Raw genomic sequence first — 21,254 nt, forward strand, 5'->3', positions numbered from 1 at the left:
GCTTGAGGGGGAGCTTGAGCTTGTTGGTCAGTCGTTGGCGCCGCGCATGAGTGCGCGTGATCTTCCCGGAACCGAGTGGCCCAGGGGCGGCGGCGAGACCGGCGCCCTGATCCGCGCGTTCGACTGGAGCGCCACCAGCCTGGGCGCCATTTCCGGCTGGCCCCAGAGCCTGAAGACCGCCACCGACATCCTGCTGCAGTCCCCGGTCCCCATCGTCATGCTGTGGGGCGTCGACGGGGTGATGATCTACAACGACGCCTATTCGGTGTTCGCTGGCGGACGCCATCCGGCCCTGCTGGGCTCCCGCGTGCTGGAGGGCTGGCCCGAGGTGGCCGAGTTCAACGCCAACGTCATGAAGGTGGGCCTGGCCGGCGGCACGCTCGCCTACCGCAAGACCAGCCTGGTCCTGCACCGCCACGGCGCGCCGGAGGAGGTGTTCCTCGATCTCGACTACAGCCCGGTGCTGGACGAAAGCGGCGCGCCCGCCGGGGTGCTGGCCATCGTCTTCGACATCACCGAGCGGGTGCGGGCCGACGAGCGGCTGCAGATCGCCCAGCGCGCCGGCCGGGTGGGCGCCTTTGAATGGTATCCGGAAACCGGCCGCCTCGACGTCTCCGACGAATACCGCCGCATCTGGGGTTTCGGCCCCGACGTGGAAGTCAACCAGGACCTGCTCGTCAGCCTGGTGGAGGTCCAGGATCGGGGCGTGACCGGACCCGCGCGCCTGGCCAGCGGCGGCAATCCGCTGGAATACGCGGAGTACCGGATCACCCGGCCTGACACCGGCGAAGTCCGCTGGCTGGGGCGACGCGGCGAGGTGCTCCCCGCCGAGGAAAACGCGCCGCCGCGCTATATCGGCGTCAGCTTCGATATCACCGACATGAAGGCCGCCGAGGCTGCCCTGCGCGACAGCGATGAGCGGTTCCGCACCCTCACAGAGACCATGCCGGGCTTCGCCTGGAGCGCCCACCCCACCGGCGCCCTCGACTACGCGACCCAGCAATGGCTGAGCTATTCGGGTCTCAGTCTGGAGCAGACGGTGGCCGACGGCTGGCTGAACGCCATCCATCCCGAAGATCTGGAGCGGGTGGCGGGCGTCTGGACCGCCTGCGTGGCCTCCGGCGATCCCTACAATATCGAGTTCCGCCTGCGCCGGCATGACGGGACCTATCGCTGGTTCCTGGTGCGCGGCCTGCCGGTGCGCGACGAGGCCGGCGCCATCAGCCGCTGGGTCGGGGCCGCAGCCGAGGTCGAGGAGATCGTCGAGGCCCGCGAGGTCCAGGCCAGCCACCAGCAGGCCCTGGAGGAGGAGGTCGAGACCCGCACCCGCGAGCGCGACCGCATCTGGAACGTCAGCCGAGACCTGCTTCTGGTCACCGACAATTCGGGTGTCGTGCTGAGCGCCAACCCCGCCTGGACCGCCAGCCTGGGCTGGTCGGAGGCTGACCTCGCCGGTCGCACGACCGAGTGGCTGCAGCATCCCGACGACCGCGCCCGCAGTCAGGCTGAGACCGCGACCATCGCCGAGGGCCAGCCGACGCAGCGGTTCGAGAACCGTTTCCAACACAAGGCCGGCGACTATCGCTGGCTGTCCTGGACCGCGGTTTCCGATGAGGGCCTGATCTACTGCGTCGCCCGCGACGTCACCGCCGACAAGGAGGGGGAGGCCCGTCTGCGGGAGGCCGAGGACGCCCTGCGTCAGGCCCAGAAGATGGAGGCGGTGGGCCAGCTCACCGGCGGCATCGCCCATGACTTCAACAACCTGCTCACCGGCATCATCGGCTCCCTGGACCTGATCCAGCGACGCATCGACGACGGCCGCTTCGCCGACATCAACCGGTTCATGGACGCGGCCACCACCTCGGCCGGCCGCGCCGCGGCCCTGACCCACCGCCTGCTGGCCTTCGCACGCCGCCAGTCGCTGGACCCCAAGGCGGTGGACGTCAACAGCCTGGTGGACTCCATGGGCGACCTGCTGCGCCGCACCCTGGGGGAACAGGTGGAGCTGGCCATCGCGCTGGCGCCCGACGCCTGGCCGGCCTTTGGCGATGCGGGCCAGCTGGAGAACGCGGTCCTCAACCTGGCCATCAACGCCCGCGACGCCATGCCCTCCGGCGGCAAGCTGACCATCGAGACCGCCAACACCCACCTGGATATCGGCTACGCCTCTCGCCATGAGGACCTGAAGCCCGGCGACTATACGGTGCTGTCGGTCAGCGACACCGGTGTTGGCATGACCGCCGAGGTGATCGCCAAGGCCTTCGACCCCTTTTTCACCACCAAGCCCATCGGCCAGGGCACGGGCCTGGGTCTGTCGATGATCTACGGCTTCGCCCGGCAGTCCGGCGGCCATGCCCGAATCTATAGCGAGGTCGGCCAGGGCTCCACTGTGCGGCTCTACCTGCCGCGCTTCATCGGCGAGGCGCAGGTCGATGATGAGAACCAGCTCCGCCCTGATTTGCCACGCGGCGCAGGGGAAACCGTCCTGGTGGTGGAGGACGATGCGGCGGTCCGGCTGCTGGTGGTGGAGGTGCTGTCAGAGCTCGGCTACGCGGCCATCGAGGCCCATGACGGCCAGGCCGCCCTGCCGATCCTGCAGTCGAACCAGCGGATCGACCTGCTGGTCTCTGATGTCGGGCTGCCGGGGCTGAACGGCCGCCAGGTGGCCGAGATCGGCCGCCAGCACCGGCCGGACCTCAAGGTGCTGTTCGTCACCGGCTATGCCGAGAACGCCGCCATCCGCTCGGGCTTCCTCGACGCCGAGATGGAGATGATCACCAAGCCCTTCGCCCTGGACCAGCTCGCCGCCAAGATCCGCGAGATGATCGAGCGCTGAGGCGTCTCAGTCTCTATCGCGTCTGGGAGCCCGGATCGGTGAAGAAGAACAGGGCCAGGGCCATGGCCGCCGCCGCATCGCGGTCGGGTGAGCCCTGGACCGGCAGATAGACCGTCCCCTTGAAGGGTGTGCGGACCATGCCCCCCACCTCCTGGTCGTCCTTCAGGATCACGTAGGACGGGGTGGCGCCGCCGCCTAGCGGCATGGACCCGGGCATCTTCCGGGTCTTGGCCCGCAGGGTGACGCCGCCATAGCGGATCTCGGCGGCCCGCTGCGGCTGATAGAGTTTGTCCAGGAACTTGCCGTCGCTCAGCACCAGGGCGAAGGAGGCGTCCGAGGGCCCGCCCACGAAGTTGCAGACATAGGCCAGGTCGTTGCGCTTGAAGTCGATCCAGCCCATGCCCAGACGGTTCTGGCCGCCCTCGCAGGTCACGGTCATCGGGGCCTTCAGGCGCGGCGAGGTGATGGTGAAGTTGGTCTTGGCGTAGTCGCTGGAGAACATGCCCAGCGCCCGGGTCTGCGAGTTCATCGCCTTGACCTGCCCGGAGTACTCCCCGAGCTGGTAGCCGTAGCCCAGCAGCAGACCCTTCACGCGCTTGGGCTGCAGGCTGAGTTTCTCGGTATTGGCCATGTCCTGGCCCAGGGCGGCGGGCGCCGCGCCCACCAGGAGCGCCGCCGCCAGAATGCTTGAAACCACCGTCTTCATGGTCGCCACTCCCCGTTGTGGAGCGCCACCCTAGGACAACGGGCTTGGCCTTGGAAGACTCAGGGCGGGGAGACGAGGACCTGGTCGGTATAGGTCTCCACCACCAGGCTGAAGGGACGGCCATTGGGGGTGGAGAGGACGGCCCGGTGCCGCAGCACCTCCGGGGGTATAATTACCGCGCCGGGTTGAGTCATGGTCCCGTCGCCGAGCAACACTTCCGACGACAGGGTCCGGCGGTGGAACTTCAACGGCCGCACCACCACGCCGAACGGAGTCTGGGTCTGTTCAAGAGCGGTGTTCATGGCAGCAGTCAGACGGCCGGGCACGTACCAGTTGTCGGCTTCCGACAGCACCTTGTCGCCGCAGAGCAACTCGACCCGGCGATAGGCCACCCGGGTTTGCGCGAAGACCCCCAGGGCCCGGCGTTCGGCCTTGCCCGCCGCCTTGTCTGCACCCCGAATCCGCCGCGCCACGATCTTGGCCCCGCCGCCGGGCCCGTGGCTGTCGCACCAGAGCTGGAGGGTGGCCGTGGCGCTGTCGCGGCTGAGCAGGTCGGTGTTGAGCCTCTCAACCTGGGCCATCACCGACGTGGAGCCGCCGGAGGCGCCGGAAATCTCGCGCGCCGTGGCGGGGGTGGCGAGGAGCAGGACGGCGATCAGCAGAACACGCATGATCCTCGTCTCGCATTCTCAAGCCCGTGCCGTCCAGCTAGCTTGCGGCCCATGGCCAAGACCAGTCCCGCGACCCTGGCGCTCGGCAAGGCCGGCGTCGTCTTCACCCTGCACACCTATGACTATGACCCCGACGCCGGTCGTGTCGGTCTGCAGGCCGCGCAGAGCCTGGGGGCCGATCCGGCCCGGGTGCTGAAGACCCTGATGGCCCAGGTGGACGGCAGGCCGGTCTGCGCGGTGCTGGCGTCGGACCAGGAGGTGGCCATGAAGAAGCTGGCCGCCGTGTTCGGCGGCAAGGCCGCGGCGATGATGAAACCGGCCGACGCCGAGCGGATGACCGGCTACCGGGTCGGCGGGGTCAGCCCGTTTGGCCAGAAGCGGCTGGTCCCCACGGTGGTGGACGAGGCGGCGCTGCTGCAGGACCAGGTCTTCGTCAATGGCGGCCAGCGGGGCCTGCAGGCGCAGATGGCTCCGGCGGATCTGGTGGCCGCGCTGGACGCCAAGGTGGCCGAGATCACTTAGCGAAGGGGCGCTGGACTTCGCTCCGCGCCGTGTAAGCTGCTCCTCCCGGTCCCTCCCCCCAAAAGGCCCGAATGTCCGCCGCCCAGTCCAAGGCCAACGTCTCCCTGGTGATCGAGACGATGTACGCCATCGCCGCCGATCCCGAGCGTTGGGAAGAGGTGATCGAGGCCCTGGACGTGCCGGCCCAGGACGACGAGGCGCCGCAGGGCACAGAGGGCGTCACTAGCCTGGTCCGGGCCGCGACTGGTGGAGGCGACCGGGCTGATGTCGGGGTGATCGTGGTCTCGGGCGCCGGCGGGGCGGTGGCCTGCAACCCGGCCGGTGAGAGCCTGTTCCAGCACCGGCTGGGGCGGATCGAGGCGCGCGGCCTGTCGTTCCTCAATCCCTCCAACCACGAGGCCCTGACCCAGGCCCGCAAGCGCCTGCGCGAGACCCGCGGCCGCCAGGTGATCGTCAAGTTCCTCGACGAGTCGGATGAGGGCCCGCACTTCGCCTATGTGACCCCGGCCGCCGCCCTCCCGCCGGGCCTGGCCGCCACCCTGCCGCAGCCCTCGCCGCGCGGGGAGGGGGATATCGCCATCGTCTTCCCGGCGCTGGAGACCACCGACCGTCTGTGGGCCAGCGTTCGCGAGAGCTTCGGCCTGACGGCGGCCGAGACCCGGCTGGCCGCCCGGCTGAAGGATGGGCTGAGCCTCAAGGAGGCCGCCGATGATATGGCCGTCAGCCTCAACACCGTGCGCAACCAGCTGCGCGCCATCTTCGAGAAGATGGGCCTGAACCGGCAGAGCGAGCTGGTCCGGGCGCTCACCCAGCTCGGCGCGCTGGCCCAGGCCTTCGAAGACCCGGCCGGCGGGGCGCGGCGGTTCTCGCCGACCATCATCGCCACCGAGCGCGCGGCCGCCGAGACCGCCCCGCCGGTGCAGCTGTTCAAGCTGGCCGATGGCCGCCGCCTGGCCTGGCGCGACTATGGCGACCCCGGCGGGCGGCCGGTGCTGGTGATCACCCAGGACCTCGCCTCCAGCCTGTTGCCGCGTGGGACCAATGCGCTCGCCCGCGACATGGGCCTGCGGATGATCGCCACCGAGCGGGCGGGCGCCGGGCGGTCCGATCCGCATCCGGACTTCACCTTCGCCAATGTCGCCGCCGACTCCGTGGCCCTGATCCGGCACTTAGGCATCGACGGCCTGCAGATCACCACCAACACCGACGGGGCGGCCTACGCCTTGGAGGCGGCGATGCAGCTGGGGGACTCGGTCAGCCGCATCCTGCTGGCCTCGGGCCGGCCGCCGGGATTGCAGGCCGAGCGGGAGCGCGACCAGGGCCATACGCTGACCCTGTTCTGGCGGCGCATCTACCGGAACCCCTGGCTGTCGGACATGATCTTCGAGATGATGCAGCTCAGCCTCAGCCGGGCGCAGTTCGAGCGCTACGCCAAGGCGGCGGCCTCGGCGCCGGGGGACGGCGCCTATCTGAAATCCCACCCCGAACTGCTGGACTTCATCATCGACTATACGCGGGAGTCGGTCGCCGTGACCGCCCGCGGCGCCGCCGAGGCGATCCGCTGCGCCGCCCGGTCGGTAGCCCCCGACCTCTCCGATCTGGCGGCGCCCATCACCCTTTGGCACGGCGACGAAGATCCGATGAACGGAGTGGAGGAGGTCCAGGCCTGGCTGGGAGACCACGTGGAAACGACCCGCATCTTCCCCGGCATCGGCCGCTTCCTGGCGCACAAGCACTGGGCCGAGGCCATGGCCTGGCTGGCGCGGGGCTAGACCCTGGGCTTGAGCGTGAGCTGGACCAGGCCGAACAACAGCGGGATCAGGACCCACGCGAACTGAGCCGGCCGTAGGCCGCCAAGCTGCAAGGCGATCAGGCCTGCACCGAAGGCGAGGCCGGGCGTCGCCGCCCGTGCCACGCGATACAGCCTCTGGCGGGGGCTCATCCCGCCCGTCAGCCGTCCGCCGCCGCGCGATATGACCAGGACAAGGGCGACGTTGGCCACCGAGGCGGCGATCAGCACCCAACTGTAGAGCGACCAGGCCAAGGCGCCGAACCGCGCCTCGGCCAGCATCGCGGTGACGAAGGGCAGCAGGCAGATGGGGAAGAGGAAGGCCAGGTTCGCGAAGGCCGCTGGCCAGTCGAACTGGCGCAGCGGCCGCAGGGTGTTCATCTGGGCGGCCCAGAAGATTGAGATCACCACGAAGGTCATGGCGAAGGCGACGAAGTTGGGGGTCATGGCCATCAGGCCCGCCCTCAGTTCGGCGGCCGTGTGGGCCTCGGGCGGCCGCAGTTCCAGCACGAGGATCGTCAGGACGATGGCGAACACCGCGTCGGAGAAGAACAGCAGCCGTTCCAGCAAGGGCTGATCTTGGGACTCGACCTTGACCGCCGGCTTGGTGGCCGTCCTGTGCGCGGCCTTCGCCGCCGCCCGTCGTGAAGTCGCCATGTCCGCCCCCGTTCCGGAAAACAGTGGTAGCTCGCCGCCCGCGCGAGTGTCGAGAGCGGCCAAGCGCACCGCCCAGCTCCTGGGGTCACGACAGAGCGGTTTGACAGGTAATATTACACATGTAATCTCAACCTCGGCGAAACCGTCGGGGAGGTCGAGCGATGGGACAGGATCTGGTTTCGGTCTTTGCGGATGCGGCCCTGCCGCAGAAGGTGGTGCTGGTCGTCCTGATCCTTGCGATCCTCGCGGCGCTGCTCCTCGCGGCGACCCGGCGCGGCGGCGGATCGCGATTCATCTCCGACCTGCGCGTCGCCGGCCCCGCTGTGGGGCTGCTGGTGGCGGCGCTGAACGGGTTCCACATGGCCCAGACGATCCTGCGGCTCCCGTCCTCACCAACCGCCAGGGATCTCGCGCCGGCGCTTATGGAGATGGCCGTCCTCGTAGGCCTCGGCGCCTTGGCCGGACTGGTGGCTGTGGCCCTGAGGCGCGCGCCTCGCTAGGCTCTCCCGAAATTGGGAGACGTTCATGTCCAGGTCCATCGCGGCGTTGCTGTCGCTTGCGCTGCTGTCGCTCACCGCCGCCGCCGCGCCGCCGGAGACCAAGTTCTCGCCGGAGATCGCCCACTTCGCAGAGCTGGATGCGGCCACCCCGCCCAAGCCCTGCGGCTTCCTGTTCATCGGCTCCTCCAGCGTGCGGTTCTGGAAGACGCTCGACCAGGACATGGCGCCCTACCCGGTGATCAACCGGGGCTTCGGCGGCTCGCAGATCGCCGATGTGACCCTCTATTTCGACCAGGTGGTGGCACCCTATCATCCGCGCGCGATCTTCTTTTACGCTGGCGACAATGACATCAACGCCGGTCGCACGCCGGCCCAGGCCACGGCCGACTTCCAGGCCTTCCTGGACCTGAAGGACAAGCGGCTGGGCAAGACCAAGGTCTATTTCATCGCCCTGAAGCCCTCGAAGCTGCGCTGGGACCAGTTCGGCAAGCAAGGCGAGGCCAACGCCGCCATCAAGTCCCTCGCCGCCAAGCGCGTCGACCTCGACTATGTCGACGTGGTCCCGACCATGCTGGAAGGCGGTGTCCCCAAGGACATCTTCGTCGGCGACGGCCTGCACATGACGCCCGCCGGCTACGTGCTGTGGACCCAGGTCGTCCGCCCGGTGGTGGAGCACGAGGCCAAGACGGGGCGCGCCTGCAAGGGGTAGCGCAGAGAGGGACTAGGCGCCGGGCGTCATGGGGTTATCGTCGTTCACATGACCGCCCGACAGAGGCGGCGCGGAGGAGGCCCCCGATGAAGTTCACCTGGTTCAACCTGATGCCGTGGCCCTATCTGCCGGACGATTTCCGGGAGAAGAACCGATCCGTCTGGGTCGATATCGACCAGAAGCTGTTCGATCCCGCGCGTAGCCATGAGGTCTACAACACCTATATGGACCTGCTGGAATACGCCGACACCCTGGGGTTCGACGGCGTCGGCGTGAACGAGCACCACCAGAACGGCTACGGCATCATGCCCAGCCCCAACATCATCGCCGCGGGCCTGGCGCGCCGCACCAAGGACGCGGCCATCGTTGTCCTGGGCAACTCCATCGCGCTCTACAATCCGCCGATCCGCGTGGCCGAGGAGTTCGCCATGCTGGACTGCATCTCCGGCGGGCGTCTGGTGGCGGGGTTCCCGGTGGGGACCTCGATGGACACCAACTACTGCTACGGCCAGATCCCGTCGCTGACGCGCGAGAAGTACCAGGAGGCCCATGACCTGATCATCAAGGCCTGGACCACGCGCGAGCCCTTCGCCTGGAACGGCCGCTACAACAAGCTGCGACACGTCAACATCTGGCCGCGCCCGATTCAGGACGCGCCCCACCCGCCGGTCCATATCCCCGGCGGCGGCTCGGTGGAGACCTACGACTTCTGCATCGACAACACCTACTCGTACTCCTACCTCAGCTTCTCCGGCTATCTGCGCGCCCAGGCCCTGATGGACGGCTACTGGCGCCGCATCGACGAGCGCGGGGTGGACAAGAGCCCCTACCGCGCCGGCTTTGCGCAGACCATTCTGGTGGCGGATACGGATGAAGAGGCCGAGCGGCTCTATTCCGAGCACGTCAGCTACTTCTACAATCGCTGCCTGCACGTCTATCCGGGCTTCGCCGACGCGCCGGGCTACCGGACCATCAAGACCATCCAGACCGGCGCCCTGTCCCAGTACGCCCCGCCGCGCGGCGGCTACACCCAGCTGACCTGGAAGGAACTGACCGAGCAGGGCCACGTGATCGCCGGCAGCCCTGAGACCGTCCGTCAGCGGATGGAGGAGCTGATCAAGGGGCTCAACGTCGGCAACATCTTCTGCCTGATGCACGTGGGGAACATGCCCGCCGACAAGTGCATGTATTCCACCAAGCTGTTCGCCGAGAAGGTGATGCCCAAGCTGCGCAACATGTTCCCCGACTGGGACGACGACAACCGCTTCTGGACCAGCCCACTGGCCAAGCGCGTCACCTCGGGCAGTCTGCCGAAGGAGGCGCCCACCAGCGCCGAACTCGCCAAGACCTACGCGTGAACGGAGGGGCGATCATGGAACTCAAGACTGTCCAAACCCAGCACGTCCCGGTCCGATACCTGGAGGGCGGCTCAGGCCCCGACCTCGTCTTCCTGCATGGCGCGGGGGGCGTCACCGCCGAGGATCCGTTCCTGGGCGCCTTGGCCGCCAAGCACCACGTCTACGCCCCGCTGATCCCCGGCTATGGCGACAGCGAGGAGTGCGGCGAGATTCGCGACATGCTGGACTTCACCCAGCACACCTGGGACGTCGTCGAGGCGCTGGGGCTCAAGGATCCGATCCTCGTCGGTCACTCCATGGGCGGCATGATCGCCGCCGAGATGGCTGCGGCCCAGCCCAACGATGTCACCCGCCTGGCGCTGATCTGCCCCGCCGGCCTTTGGAACGACGACCATCCCGCGGCTGACATGTTCTCCCTGATGCCCTACGAGATGCCGCAGTATCTGTTCCACGATGCGGCGGCCGGGGCGGCGATCCTGACGGCGGGGCGCAATGTCGAGGACCCCAACTTCCTGCAGACCTATCTGGTGACCAACGCCCGCCAACTGGGCATGGCCGGCCGCATCCTGTTCCCGATCCCCGAGCGGGGAATCTCGCAGCGCATGTACCGGATCAAGGCCAAGACCGTCGTGGTCTGGGGCGACTCTGACCGCATGATCCCGCCCTTCTACGCCCACGGATTCAAGAAGGGCATCAAGGGTGCGGAACTGGTCTCCATTCCCGAGGCCGGCCACATGGTGATCGTGGAGAAGACCGCCCAGGTGGTCGAGGCGATCGGGCGGCTGGGCTGAGCGCTGGCAAGTTCGGAGGGGGAAGGCGCGTGAGACATCTGCTGCCGCTGGCCGGCATCTTGCTGCTTGCCGCCTGCGCCAAGCCGGCCGGGCCGCCCACCGACTATGCCAGCCTTAAGCCCGCCGATGCGCGCCTGGCCACCCTCTATGACGGCTCCTGCAAGGCCTGCCACACCAACCCGGCGGCGGGCGCCCCGCTCACCCACGACCCCCGCGCCTGGGCGCCGCGCTGGCATCAGGGTCAGGACGTGCTGCTGGATCACGTGGTCCAGGGCTACCGCGCCATGCCGGCCGGAGGCCAGTGCGCCGCCTGCACGCCCGACGACTTCAGGGCCCTGATCGCCTTCATCGCCGGCCACGAGGGAGACAAACCATGATCAGCCGCCGCAAGGCTCTGGTGGCGGGCGCCGCTGGTGTCGTGGTGGCGGGTGGCGGTGGTGTCGCCCTGGCCGTCCGCGAGAAGCCCGAGCCCGTCTCCCCCGCCAGCGTCGATCCGCAGGGCAAGCTGCTCTGGCGCAACTGGTCTGGGATCGAGAGCGCCTACCCGGCGGTGCGCAGCGCACCGAAGTCCGAGGCCGAAGTCGCCCAGGTCCTCAAGACCACAGCCGCCCCAATTCGTCCGGTCGGCGCCGGCCACTCCTTCACCGGTCTGGTGCCCACCTCCGGCACGCTGATGACCCTGGACCAGGTGGCCGGGATCGACCGCTGGGAGGGTGACGAGGCCGTGGTCTGGACGGGCACGCGCCTGGGGGCGCTCGGCCCCGCCCTGGCGGCCAAGGGCCGGGCCATGCCCAACCTGCCCGACATCAACAAGCAGTCCCTGGGCGGCGCCATCGGCACCGGCACCCACGGCACGGGAACCGGCTTCAAGGCCATCCACGGCGACATCACCGCCCTGCGGCTGGCCACGGTCGGCGGCGAGGTGCTCGAGTGCGACGCGGGCCGCAACGCCGACGTCTTCAATGCGGCCCGCGTGTCGCTGGGCGCGCTCGGCGTCATCACCCAGGTGCGGCTGAAGACCTCGGCCAATACCCGCCTGCACCGCCACGTCTGGATCGAGCCGCTGGCCGAGACGATCGCAAGGTGCGAGGCGCGCTGGGCCAAGCATCGCAACTACGAGTTCTACGCCGTCCCGTTCACAGACCTGGCGGCCAACATCACCCACGACGAGACCAACCTGCCGGCTACCCCGCGCACGGCGTCGAGCGACGACGCCTTCCTCGGAGCGCTGAAGCAACTTCGCAACCTGCTGGGGTTCTCCACCCCGCTGCGCAAGGCCGCAGCCAAGGCGCTCTTGGGCGCCACCAAGCCGGAGGAGGCCATCGACGAAGGATGGAAGCTGCTCTCCACCGAGCGGCCCGTCCGCTTCAACGAGATGGAGTTCCATCTGCCGCCGGAGAACCAGATGGCGGCGTTGAAGGACGTCGTCGCGGCGATCGAGACGTACCGCAAGGACGTCTTCTTTCCCATCGAACTGCGCCGCATCGCCGCCGACGACGCCTGGCTGTCGCCCTTCAATCGGGGGCCGCGCGGCTCGGTGGCCGTCCACTGCTACTATAAGGACGACTATAGGTTCCTGTTCGAGCTGATCCAGCCGATCTTCCTGGCCCACGGTGGCCGGCCCCACTGGGGCAAGCTGCACAGCCTCAAGGCGGCGCAGCTTTCCAAACTCTATCCGGACTGGGACGCCTTCCAGACCGTGCGGCGCCGCCTGGACCCGAAGGGGAAGATGCTGAACCCCTACCTGCGGGAGCTGTTCGGGGCCTGACAACCCCGCTCATCCCGGCGAAGGCCGGGACCCAGTTAAATCTGCGGCTTTCACGATTTTTGGCGCAAATCCGCGCCCTATGACCTGGGTCCCGGCCTTCGCCGAGATGAGCGGATTTGGGAACGCTAGGCCTTCACCAACGCTCCGTCCCCGCTCAGCGCCAGCTTGTGGAACCGCTCGCCCATCAGCCGGTAGCCCTCGGTATTGGGATGCAGGTCGTCAGGCAACAGGGCTAAGTCGGCGGGGCCGAACAACTCCAGACCGTCGAGATAGCGGATGGCGGTGTCGCCGGTCTTGATCCGGGCGGCCACCACGGTATGCAGAAGTTGGCGCATCCGCTGCAGGCTGGGCCCGTCGCCGGCGGTCTCGCGGGGCGGCGACCAGATCGGCGAAACGATCAGCAGCGGCGTGGTGGGATGCTTCTCGCGGATGATCGAGATCATGGCGTGGGCGTTGTCGAGGAAGTTGCGCTCTTTCAACTGGCCGTCGGTGTGGACGTTGATCCCCAGCTTCAGGACGATGGCGTCGGCCCGCTGGTCGCGGATGATCCGCGCCGCCTGGCCGCTGAGCAGGCAGGAGCCGGCCCAGCCCAGGTTGAGGTGATCGAGGTTGGCCAGCCGGCTGGCCACGGCGGGCCAGTTGGCGGTGGCGCCCTCGGCCTCCATGCCGTGGCTGATGGAGCTGCCGTGGAACAGCACGCGAGGCCGGCCGTCCGGGACCGCCTTGAGCGTCGCGCCGTCGTCCAGCTCCAGGCCGGTGATCGCCACGGTAGCCGCCTGGGGCAGGTAGAGCTCGATGGTCTTCTCGCCGTCCGGCAGACTGTCGAAGCTGATCGTCAGGGCCGCGTCCCCGGTCAGGCCGCCCTGGGGGTTCATCTCCGCGCCGCCCTCGCCCCAGCCGCGCGCGACGAGATGGCCGTCCACATAGAGATCGTAGGCGCCGCGCCGCTCGCCGTCATTGGGCAGGGCCAGCAGGTGCTGGGTGGCGGTCAGCTTCACGGTGGTGCTGTCGGTGGAGAACCGCAGGCGACACCCCGTCGCGCAGGATCCCACCCACTGGGTGAAGGCGTCATAGAAGGGCAGCTCCGCCACCGGCAGCCGCATCGGCTGGATCGAACCCGGACGCCGCCGGATATCGATCTGGCCGTCCAGCAAGGTTTCGATCTTTTCGAGGGGGACGGCTTGCATGGAGCGCTCCTGATTGTTGGCGCCATCTTGCTGGCGCGGGCCTGCGGAGCCAACGAAAAAGGGCCGCCCTCGCGGACAGCCCTTCGTCGAACTTGGTTGTCGTCGAGCTCTTAGAAGATTTCAAAGAGCCCTTCGGCGCCCGGTCTCTTAGAAGATTTCAAAGAGCCCTGCGGCGCCCATGCCGCCGCCGACGCACATGGTGACGACGCCGTACTTGTAACCGCGGCGCTTGCCCTCATGCAGGATGTGGCCGGTCGCGCGCGCGCCGGTCATGCCGTAGGGGTGGCCGATGGAGATGGCGCCGCCGCTGATGTTGTACTTGGCGGGGTCGATGCCGAGCTTGTCGCGGCAATAGACGACCTGGCTGCCGAACGCTTCGTTCAGCTCCCACATGTCGATGTCGTCGATGGTCAGGCCGTTACGTTCCAGCAGCTTGGGGATCGCGAAGACCGGGCCGATGCCCATTTCTTCCGGGCCGCAGCCGGCCACGGCCATGCCACGATAGGCGCCCAGCGGGGTCAGGCCGAGACGCTCGGCTTCTTTCCGTTCCATGAGCACCACGGCGGCGGCGCCGTCGGAGAGCTGCGACGCGTTGCCGGCGGTGACGAACTTGCCCTCTTTCACGATCTGGCCGCCCTTGAAGACGGGGCTGAGCTTCTGCAGGTCGGCCAGGGTGGTCTGCGGGCGGTTGCCCTCGTCCTGGGTCAGGCGGACTTCCTTTTCGGAGAACTCACCGGTCTCCTTGTTCTGAACCATCATCGTCGAGGTCAGCGGCGCGATCTCGGCGTCGAACCGGCCGTCGGCCTGGGCCTGGGCGGTGCGCTGCTGCGACTGATAGGCGTACTCGTCCTGCGCTTCGCGCGAGATGTTGTAGCGCTCGGCGACGATCTCGGCGGTCTCGATCATCGAGGTGTGGATTTCCGGAACGTGCTCGTTCAGCCAGGCGTCGCTGGTGCGGTAGCGGTTCATCTTGTCGTTCTGAACCAGGCTGATGCTTTCCAGCCCGCCGCCGATGGCGACAGTGGCGCCGTCGTTGAGGATGTACTTGGCGGCCGTGGCGATGCCCATCAGGCCCGAGGAGCACTGGCGGTCCAGGGTCATGCCCGAGACGGTGTTGGGAAGGCCGGCGCGCAGGGCGGCCTGGCGGGCGATGTTGTTGCCGGTGGAGCCCTGCTGGAGGGCCGCGCCCATCACCACGTCGTCGACGGTGGCCGGGTCGATGCCGGCGCGCTTGACGGCTTCGGCGATCACGTGGCCGCCCAGTTCGGCGCCAGAGGTGTTGTTGAACGCGCCGCGATAGGCCTTGCCGATCGGGGTGCGGGCGGTGGAGACGATGACGGCTTCACGCATGAATTTTGAGTCCTTGGTTTGTAGGCAGTTCAAATAAGGCCCTGGGCGGTGGGGCACAACACCCCGCCCGCCGAGGTATTTACAGGTCGGAGAACTTCTTGCCCTCGGCCACCAGCTTTTCCAGCAGCGGCGAGGGCTTGAAGGCGTCGCCCATGGTGGCCTGGAATTCCTGCATCTTGGCCAGCACCTTGGCCGGGCCGACCTGGTCGCCGTACCACATCGGGCCGCCGCGATAGACCGGCCAGCCGTAGCCGTTCTGCCAGACCACATCGATGTCCGAAGACCGGATGGCCTTCTTCTCTTCGAGGATCTTCACGCCCTCGTTGATCATCGGGAAGATGCAGCGTTCCAGGATTTCCTCGTCGCTGATCTTGCGCGGGTTGGCGCCCGACTTGACGATGAAATCGTGGATCACCTTCTCGGTGAAGGGGCTCGGCTTGGCGACGCGATTCTCGTCGTAGTCGTAGTAGCCGGCGCCGGTCTTCTGGCCACGGCGGTCGGCTTCGCAGAGCACGTCGCGGATGCTCTCGCCGTGGGACTTCTCCTTCACCCAGCCGATGTCCAGGCCGGCCAGATCGCTCATGGCGAAGGGGCCCATGGGGAAGCCGAAGTCGAACAGAACCCGGTCGATGTCCCAGGGCATGGCCCCTTCCATCACCAGCTTCTGGGCTTCGCGCTGGCGCTGGCCCAGGATGCGGTTGCCGACGAAGCCGGGGCAGACGCCGACCAGGACGGCGGTCTTGCCGATCTGCTTGGCCAGCTTCATCGAGGTGGCGATGACGCTGTCGGAGGTATGGTCGGCGCGGACGATCTCCAGCAGCTTCATGACATTGGCCGGCGAGAAGAAGTGCAGGCCGATGACGCTCTCGGGACGCTTGGTCACCGAGGCGATCTCGTCGATGTTCAGGCCCGAGGTGTTGGTGGCCAGGATCGCGCCGGGTTTGCAGATGGCGTCCAACTTGGCGAAGATGTCCTTCTTGATGTCCATCCGCTCGAACACCGCCTCGATCACCAGGTCGACGTCGCCGAACGAGTCTTCCATCGACAGCGAGCCGGTGATGAGCGCGCAGCGCTCCTCGACCTGGGCGGCCGTGATGCCGCCGCGCGAGGCGGTGCGCTCATAGTTCTTGCGGATGATGCCGAGACCCTTGTCCAGGGGTTCCTGCTTCTGCTCGACGATCACCACCGCGATGCCGGCGTTGGCGAAGTTCATGGCGATGCCGCCGCCCATGGTGCCGGCGCCGATCACGCCGACCTTCTTGATGGGGATCAGCGGGGTGTCGTCGGCGATGCCGGGGATCTTCTGAGCCTGGCGCTCGGCGAAGAAGGTGTAGCGCTGGGCGGCCGACTGGCTGCCGCTCATCAGTTCCAGGAATAGCTTGCGCTCCACGGCCAGCCCCTCCTCGAAGGGCAGGTTCACCGCCGCCTCGATGGTCTGGATGTTGTATTCCGGGGCCAGGAAGCCGCGGAACTTGCGCGCATTGGCCTTGCGGAAATCGGCGAAGATCTCGGGCTTGCCGCGGGCGGCCTCGACCTTGGTGTTCTGGTCGCGGATCTTGGTGAGGGGGCGGTTCTCGGCGACCACCTTGCGGGCGAAGGCGATGGCGCCTTCACGAAGCTTGCCTTCCTCCACCAGTTCGTCGGTCAGGCCGCCGGCCAGGGCCTCCTTGGCGGGCACGTGGCGGCCGGTTGTCATCATTTCCAGGGCGCGCTCGGGACCCACCACGCGGGGCAGGCGCTGGGTGCCGCCGGCGCCCGGCAGCAGGCCGAGGTTCACTTCGGGAAGGCCAAACTTGGCTGACGGGACCGCCACGCGGTAGTGCGCGCAGAGCGCGACCTCCAGGCCGCCCCCCAGCACGGTGCCGTGGATCGCGGCCACCACCGGCTTGGGCGAGCCCTCCATCATGTCCTGCACGTCGGGCAGGCCGGGGCCGGCCATGGCGCCGCCGAACTCGGTGATGTCGGCGCCGGCGATGAAGGTGCGGCCCTCGCAGATCAGCACGATGGACTTGGCGGCCGGATCGGCGATGGCGGCCTTGAAGCCTTCGAACAGGCCTTCGCGCACCGCGGCCGACAGGGCGTTCACCGGCGGCGAGTTCAGGGTGAGGACGGCGACGTCGCCGTCCAGCGTGAGGTCGGTCACGGCGTTGATGGCGGTCATGGGCGCATCCTCGATCTGGCGTTTCAAGACCGCCTCTAGGCTGGGCGGTTAGGGATTCAAACGGTTGTTACAGGCCCGTCGCGTGGCGCGCGAGTCAAATGTGCGTAGGGTTTTCGCGGCGGAAACCTCGGTTTAAGACCAAGCCTCAACGCTCAAAAAGGGAAGCGCCCGATGGCTCTGGATCTGTTCTCACTGAAGGGCCGCGTGGCTCTCGTCACCGGCGGTTCGCGCGGTATCGGCAAGATGATCGCCGCCGGCTTCATCGAGCAGGGGGCCAAGGTCTATATCTCCTCGCGCAAGCCCGGCGCCTGCGACGAGACCGCCGCGGAGCTGGGCCCCAACTGCATCTCCCTGCCGCAGGACGTTTCCACGGTGGAGGGCTGCCAGGCGCTGGCCAAGCGGTTCGCCGAGCATGAGAGCAAGCTCGACATCCTGGTGAACAACGCCGGGGCAGCCTGGGGCGCGCCCTTCGATGAGTTCCCGGAGAGCGGCTGGGACAAGGTGATGAATCTGAACCTGAAGTCGCCCTTCTTCCTGACCCAGGCCCTGCACGGCGCGCTGAAGGCCGCCGCCAGCCACGAACAGCCGGCCAAGGTGATCAACATCTGCTCGATCGACGGCATCCGCCTCAATCCGCAGGAGACCTATTCCTACCATGCGTCGAAGTCGGGCCTGATCTACCTGACCCGCCGGATGGCCGCGACGCTGATCGAGGACTCCATCAACGTCACCGGCATCGCGCCCGGCGCCTTTGCGTCCGAGATGAACCGGGTGGCCCGCGATGAGGGCGACATTATCGCCAAGCGCATCCCCTCGCGTCGCATCGGCCGCGACGAGGACATGGCCGCGGCCGCCATCTACCTGGCAAGCCGCGCCGGCGACTACGTCGTGGGCGAGACCATCGCCGTGGACGGCGGCGTGGCGCTCGCCACCCTCGGCGGGCTGTAAGAAAGCAGGCCGTTCCTCGCCTAGAGCCTGATCCGCTGAGGTGGAATCGCTTCGCGATTCCGCCGATGCGGTGAATCAGGCTCCAGATTTAAGCGAGAGCATGATTCACGCTTCAGCCGGGACCGCGACGCGGTCCCGTCTAAAACGATCATGCTCTAGGCGGGGAACGGCCTCGTCCCTGCCGTTTTTGCGCTAAGACTGGAGCCCCCAGTCGCAGCAACGGCGCGCCTTGACCGATCCTGAGATTCTTCCCCTGGCCGCCGACAAGGCGACGCGGCGCACCTGGCGCACCGTCCTGGTGCTCACGGCGCTGGTCGTCCTGCTGGTCATGTCGCTGCTCTATGCCGGGCGCCGGGTTATCGCCCGCGAGGCCCTGACGGGATGGCTGCGTTCGCAGGGTGTCGAGTCGGAGGTCACCTTCTCCACCTTCGGACCCGGCGGCTTCACTGGGACCCTGCGGATCGGGCCCGCCACAAAACCTGACCTCATCGCCCAGGTCGCCGAGGTGCGCTACGGCCTCACCGGCTGGTGGGCCGGCAAGCCCTTCGGCGCCACCGTGACCTCGGTGCGGCTGGTGCGGCCGGTGATCAAGGGGCGCTGGACGGACGGCCGCCTGAGCCTTGGCGAACTCGACCCGCTGATCGCGAGCCTGCGCAAGCGGCCGCCGCGCTCCGACGCCCGCCAGCCCAGGATCGTGGTGGAGGACGCTCGGCTGCGGCTGGACACCGACTATGGGCCTCTGCTGGCCCGCGCCAGCGCCCAACTGGACAACGGCCGTCTGCTGCGGCTGGACGCCACCTTCGCCCCGGCCGAACTAAAGGCCGCCGACCGCTCCGCGCGCCTGGGCCCCGGCGAACTGCATCTGGTGACCGTGGGCGACCAGGTGGCCTCGGCCCTGGACACCACGGTCCGCGAGCTGAAGCTGGGACAGATCGCGGTCCAGGAGGCAAGGATCCGGCTGACCGCGCGGACCGCCTATCCGGACCTCAAGCAGAAGCGCGGCGACGGCGCCCTGACCCAGGTTCTGAAGATCGACGCCCGCTCCGCGGCCTATGGGACCAACCGCCTGCAGGACGCCAGCCTGGAGGCCACCTTCAACGGCCAGTCCGCCGGCTGGATCGACACCCTGGCGGTCACCGGCGACGGGACCGCCGTGCTGGGCGCGGCCCGCGCCGACCTCGCCGGCGCCCGGGTTCGCGGCCTGCGGATGACCGCCAAGGTCGGCGGCCTGAACTGGACGCGGCGCGGCGGCGACCGGGTGGCGGCGAGCCTGGCCACCCGGGTCAGCGCCGAGGCCCTGACGACGGACAAGCTCGTCCTGACCCGGCTCACCGGCGCCCTGTGGGGCTCAGCGGTGCTGGCGGCCAAGGGCGGCGACCTGGCCCTGGCCGGGACCGTGGCGACGAACGGCGACTGGTCGGGCCTCGGCGCGGCCACGGCCGGCGACGCCCCGGAGATCGCAGCCCTCAAGCGCGCCGCTCGCAGCTTTGACGCGCAGACGCGGGGGCTCTCCGTCACGGCGGGGGAGGGCGGGCTGAAGCTGGCCCTGACCTCTGCCCTCACCGTGCGCCCCATCGCCGGAGGCCTGGCGACGATTCAGGCCCAGGGCTCTGCGCCTATCTACGCCAATGGCGGCGGCGCCCTGCATCTGGCGGTCAGCGGCGGCGGTCTGCCCCAGGCCGACCTTGCCGTGGACCGCTACCGGTTCAATGCGGGCGGCCTCACGGCTCAGACCCGCATCAAGGTCAAGACCGGCATAGGTCCCGTGCGCGACGGCGCGATCGCCGCCGACGGCCAGTTGCGGGTGGCCAATGGGGCGATCGCCTTCACCGCCAGCCATTGCGCCCCGGTCTCCGGCCGCCTCGAACTGGGCGCCAACAGCGTGGAGGCCGTCGAGACCCAGCTCTGCCCCACGGGCGCGCCGCTGTTCACCCTGGCCAAGGGCGACTGGCATATTCGTGCCGACGCCAAGGCGCTGTCGGCCAAGGTCCCGTTCCTGCAGGCGGCGATCAGTCAGGGCGCGGGCCGCCTCGACCTGGGCGCTATCAAGGGCCGCCTGGCCGGGACCCTGGCGCTCACCAGCGGCACGGTGGCCGACACCGGCGCCGACCTGCGCTTCAACCCCGTCCAGGCCACCGCGCAGGCCCGGGTGAGCGGCGATGTGTGGAGGGCTGACATCACCGTCGCCGACCCCGCCGGCCGCGCGCTCGGCAAGGGCGATCTCAGCCACGATGGTGCGACCGGGATGGGCGCGCTCACCTTCGACACCGGTGTCCTGAGCTTCGCCGAGAACGGCCTGCAGCCCGCGGCCCTCTCACCCCGGGCCGCCCTGGTGGGATCGCCGGCTGTCGGCAAGGCGCGCTTCGGCGGCCAAGTGGCCTGGACCAAGGCCGGCTCTACCAGCGGCGGCGTGCTGGAGGTTCCCAGCCTCGACTTCACCAGTCCCGCAGGCAAGGTCCAGGGCCTGGCCGGGACGGTGACGTTCACGAGCCTCGCGCCCCTCACCACCGCTCCCGGCCAGACCCTGACCGCCAAGCGCATTGAGGCCCTGGCCGGCCTGACCGACAGCCGGGTGACCTTCGGGATCGCCGACGAGGCGGTGAACGTCGCGGGCCTTGAGATGGCGCTCGGCGGCGGCCAGGTGCATCTGGCGCCCTTCAGCCTGCCCTTCGCCAGCGGCCAGTCCTGGAAGGGCGTGGTCAGTTTCGAGGACGTCCAGCTCTCGGACCTGGTGGAGGCCTCGCCCTTCGCCGATCGCATGGACCTGACGGCCAAGGCCAGCGGGACCATCCCCTTCACGGTCACGCCGGACGGGGTGCGGATCGCGGCTGGCGAACTGCACGCCACGGGACCGGGCCGCCTCTCCATCCGTCGCGACGCCCTGACCGGCGTGGCCGCCGACGGCGCGGTCGTCGCGCCCACCCTGGGAGCCAAGACCCCGCCGCCCACCACCGACACCTTTACCGACTTCGCCTACCAGGCCATGGAGAACCTGGCCTTCCAGAGCCTGGACGCCACCATCAACAGCCTGCCCCGGGGCCGGCTCGGCATGCTGTTCCACATCAAGGGCGAGAACGCCCCGCCGACCCACCAGGAGATCTGGCTGACCCCGCAGGAGATCATCACCCGCAGCTTCCTCACCAAGAAGCTGCCCCTGCCGTCGGGCACCAAGGTCGACCTGACCCTGGACTCGTCGCTCAACCTCGATCAACTGCTGGGCGACTTCGCCGAATACCAGAAACTTCGCGGTTCAGACGCCGTTCAGCCGAACCCTGCGAAACCCAAACCATGAGGTCCGCCC

Annotated in this window: 17 protein-coding genes; 11 read left to right on the top strand and 6 right to left on the bottom strand. The window is 68.5% G+C overall.

What is annotated here, in order from left to right; all coding sequences use genetic code 11:
- Positions 1–46 precede the first annotated feature (46 nt).
- On the top strand, positions 47–2,836 hold the full coding sequence (locus tag JKL49_RS19100) for a hybrid sensor histidine kinase/response regulator (protein ID WP_215343027.1): 2,790 nt from the start codon (positions 47–49) through the stop codon (positions 2,834–2,836).
- A gap of 13 nt (positions 2,837–2,849) precedes the next feature.
- Here JKL49_RS19100 and JKL49_RS19105 read toward each other — a convergent pair whose 3' ends face one another.
- Positions 2,850–3,542: a hypothetical protein gene (locus JKL49_RS19105; RefSeq protein ID WP_215343028.1), complete on the bottom strand. Its 693-nt coding sequence runs from the start codon at positions 3,540–3,542 to the stop codon at positions 2,850–2,852.
- A gap of 59 nt (positions 3,543–3,601) precedes the next feature.
- Positions 3,602–4,213, bottom strand: coding sequence for a hypothetical protein (locus JKL49_RS19110; RefSeq protein WP_215343029.1), 612 nt, complete (start codon positions 4,211–4,213; stop codon positions 3,602–3,604).
- A gap of 51 nt (positions 4,214–4,264) precedes the next feature.
- Between JKL49_RS19110 and ybaK the strand changes: the two genes are divergently transcribed.
- Both ybaK and JKL49_RS19120 read left to right on the top strand, forming a co-directional pair.
- The gene (gene ybaK / locus JKL49_RS19115; RefSeq protein ID WP_215343030.1) at positions 4,265–4,735 is read left to right on the top strand and encodes a Cys-tRNA(Pro) deacylase; all 471 of its coding nucleotides are present in this window, start codon (positions 4,265–4,267) and stop codon (positions 4,733–4,735) included.
- 71 nt (positions 4,736–4,806) lie between these two features.
- A complete protein-coding gene (locus tag JKL49_RS19120) occupies positions 4,807–6,507 on the top strand; it encodes a LuxR C-terminal-related transcriptional regulator (RefSeq protein WP_215343031.1) in 1,701 nt (566 codons plus the stop codon).
- Here the strand turns inward: JKL49_RS19120 and JKL49_RS19125 are convergent.
- Positions 6,504–7,181 (bottom strand): TMEM175 family protein, encoded by a 678-nt coding sequence (locus JKL49_RS19125; RefSeq protein WP_215343032.1) that lies wholly within the window; start codon positions 7,179–7,181, stop codon positions 6,504–6,506. The two genes, JKL49_RS19120 and JKL49_RS19125, sit on opposite strands and share 4 nt — an antisense overlap.
- 161 nt (positions 7,182–7,342) lie before the next feature.
- On the opposite strand from JKL49_RS19125, the gene JKL49_RS19130 reads away from it, so the two are divergent.
- The 6 genes from JKL49_RS19130 (at position 7,343) to JKL49_RS19155 (ending at position 12,307) form a co-directional block, all read left to right on the top strand.
- On the top strand, positions 7,343–7,681 hold the full coding sequence (locus JKL49_RS19130) for a hypothetical protein (RefSeq protein WP_215343033.1): 339 nt from the start codon (positions 7,343–7,345) through the stop codon (positions 7,679–7,681).
- A 25-nt stretch (positions 7,682–7,706) separates the two neighbouring features.
- Positions 7,707–8,390: a GDSL-type esterase/lipase family protein gene (locus JKL49_RS19135; RefSeq protein WP_215343034.1), complete on the top strand. Its 684-nt coding sequence runs from the start codon at positions 7,707–7,709 to the stop codon at positions 8,388–8,390.
- A gap of 86 nt (positions 8,391–8,476) precedes the next feature.
- Positions 8,477–9,748, top strand: a complete 1,272-nt coding sequence (locus tag JKL49_RS19140; protein WP_215343035.1) for an LLM class flavin-dependent oxidoreductase — start codon at positions 8,477–8,479, stop codon at positions 9,746–9,748.
- A gap of 14 nt (positions 9,749–9,762) precedes the next feature.
- On the top strand, positions 9,763–10,539 hold the full coding sequence (locus tag JKL49_RS19145; protein WP_215343036.1) for an alpha/beta fold hydrolase: 777 nt from the start codon (positions 9,763–9,765) through the stop codon (positions 10,537–10,539).
- A 29-nt stretch (positions 10,540–10,568) separates the two neighbouring features.
- Positions 10,569–10,916, top strand: coding sequence for a c-type cytochrome (locus tag JKL49_RS19150; protein ID WP_215343037.1), 348 nt, complete (start codon positions 10,569–10,571; stop codon positions 10,914–10,916).
- Positions 10,913–12,307, top strand: a complete 1,395-nt coding sequence (locus JKL49_RS19155; protein ID WP_215343038.1) for a D-arabinono-1,4-lactone oxidase — start codon at positions 10,913–10,915, stop codon at positions 12,305–12,307. The genes JKL49_RS19150 and JKL49_RS19155 overlap by 4 nt, the downstream gene beginning before the upstream one ends.
- A 125-nt stretch (positions 12,308–12,432) precedes the next feature.
- Here the strand turns inward: JKL49_RS19155 and JKL49_RS19160 are convergent, their stop codons facing one another.
- The 3 genes from JKL49_RS19160 to JKL49_RS19170 all read right to left on the bottom strand — a co-directional run bounded on the left by JKL49_RS19160 (position 12,433) and on the right by JKL49_RS19170 (position 17,005).
- Positions 12,433–13,494 carry a GDSL-type esterase/lipase family protein gene (locus JKL49_RS19160; RefSeq protein ID WP_215343039.1) on the bottom strand — a complete coding sequence of 354 codons (1,062 nt, stop codon included), beginning with the start codon at positions 13,492–13,494 and terminating at the stop codon, positions 12,433–12,435.
- Positions 13,495–13,641: 147 nt separating this feature from the next.
- Positions 13,642–14,844 carry an acetyl-CoA C-acyltransferase gene (locus JKL49_RS19165; RefSeq protein WP_215343040.1) on the bottom strand — a complete coding sequence of 401 codons (1,203 nt, stop codon included), beginning with the start codon at positions 14,842–14,844 and terminating at the stop codon, positions 13,642–13,644.
- 79 nt (positions 14,845–14,923) lie between these two features.
- Positions 14,924–17,005 carry a 3-hydroxyacyl-CoA dehydrogenase NAD-binding domain-containing protein gene (locus tag JKL49_RS19170; RefSeq protein WP_215343225.1) on the bottom strand — a complete coding sequence of 694 codons (2,082 nt, stop codon included), beginning with the start codon at positions 17,003–17,005 and terminating at the stop codon, positions 14,924–14,926.
- A 171-nt stretch (positions 17,006–17,176) separates the two neighbouring features.
- Here JKL49_RS19170 and JKL49_RS19175 point away from each other — a divergent pair, with 171 nt between their 5' ends.
- Positions 17,177–17,953: an SDR family oxidoreductase gene (locus tag JKL49_RS19175; protein ID WP_215343041.1), complete on the top strand. Its 777-nt coding sequence runs from the start codon at positions 17,177–17,179 to the stop codon at positions 17,951–17,953.
- 229 nt (positions 17,954–18,182) lie between these two features.
- On the top strand, positions 18,183–21,245 hold the full coding sequence (locus JKL49_RS19180) for an intermembrane phospholipid transport protein YdbH family protein (protein ID WP_215343042.1): 3,063 nt from the start codon (positions 18,183–18,185) through the stop codon (positions 21,243–21,245).
- The last annotated feature ends 9 nt before the right edge of the window (positions 21,246–21,254 follow it).

The sequence above is a fragment of the Phenylobacterium glaciei genome, assembly GCF_016772415.1.
Classification (GTDB): domain Bacteria; phylum Pseudomonadota; class Alphaproteobacteria; order Caulobacterales; family Caulobacteraceae; genus Phenylobacterium; species Phenylobacterium glaciei.

Bases quoted from the DNA above. Each gene is read 5' to 3' on its own strand.
- JKL49_RS19130 (WP_215343033.1), top strand. From the start codon at position 7,343: ATGGGACAGGATCTGGTTTCGGTCTTTGCGGATGCGGCCCTGCCGCAG.
- JKL49_RS19105 (WP_215343028.1), bottom strand. From the start codon at position 3,542: ATGAAGACGGTGGTTTCAAGCATTCTGGCGGCGGCGCTCCTGGTGGGC.
- JKL49_RS19165 (WP_215343040.1), bottom strand. From the start codon at position 14,844: ATGCGTGAAGCCGTCATCGTCTCCACCGCCCGCACCCCGATCGGCAAG.
- JKL49_RS19125 (WP_215343032.1), bottom strand. From the start codon at position 7,181: ATGGCGACTTCACGACGGGCGGCGGCGAAGGCCGCGCACAGGACGGCC.
- JKL49_RS19100 (WP_215343027.1), top strand. From the start codon at position 47: ATGAGTGCGCGTGATCTTCCCGGAACCGAGTGGCCCAGGGGCGGCGGC.
- JKL49_RS19120 (WP_215343031.1), top strand. From the start codon at position 4,807: ATGTCCGCCGCCCAGTCCAAGGCCAACGTCTCCCTGGTGATCGAGACG.
- JKL49_RS19170 (WP_215343225.1), bottom strand. From the start codon at position 17,005: ATGACCGCCATCAACGCCGTGACCGACCTCACGCTGGACGGCGACGTC.
- JKL49_RS19155 (WP_215343038.1), top strand. From the start codon at position 10,913: ATGATCAGCCGCCGCAAGGCTCTGGTGGCGGGCGCCGCTGGTGTCGTG.
- JKL49_RS19135 (WP_215343034.1), top strand. From the start codon at position 7,707: ATGTCCAGGTCCATCGCGGCGTTGCTGTCGCTTGCGCTGCTGTCGCTC.
- JKL49_RS19110 (WP_215343029.1), bottom strand. From the start codon at position 4,213: ATGCGTGTTCTGCTGATCGCCGTCCTGCTCCTCGCCACCCCCGCCACG.
- JKL49_RS19140 (WP_215343035.1), top strand. From the start codon at position 8,477: ATGAAGTTCACCTGGTTCAACCTGATGCCGTGGCCCTATCTGCCGGAC.
- JKL49_RS19160 (WP_215343039.1), bottom strand. From the start codon at position 13,494: ATGCAAGCCGTCCCCCTCGAAAAGATCGAAACCTTGCTGGACGGCCAG.
- JKL49_RS19145 (WP_215343036.1), top strand. From the start codon at position 9,763: ATGGAACTCAAGACTGTCCAAACCCAGCACGTCCCGGTCCGATACCTG.
- ybaK (WP_215343030.1), top strand. From the start codon at position 4,265: ATGGCCAAGACCAGTCCCGCGACCCTGGCGCTCGGCAAGGCCGGCGTC.
- JKL49_RS19175 (WP_215343041.1), top strand. From the start codon at position 17,177: ATGGCTCTGGATCTGTTCTCACTGAAGGGCCGCGTGGCTCTCGTCACC.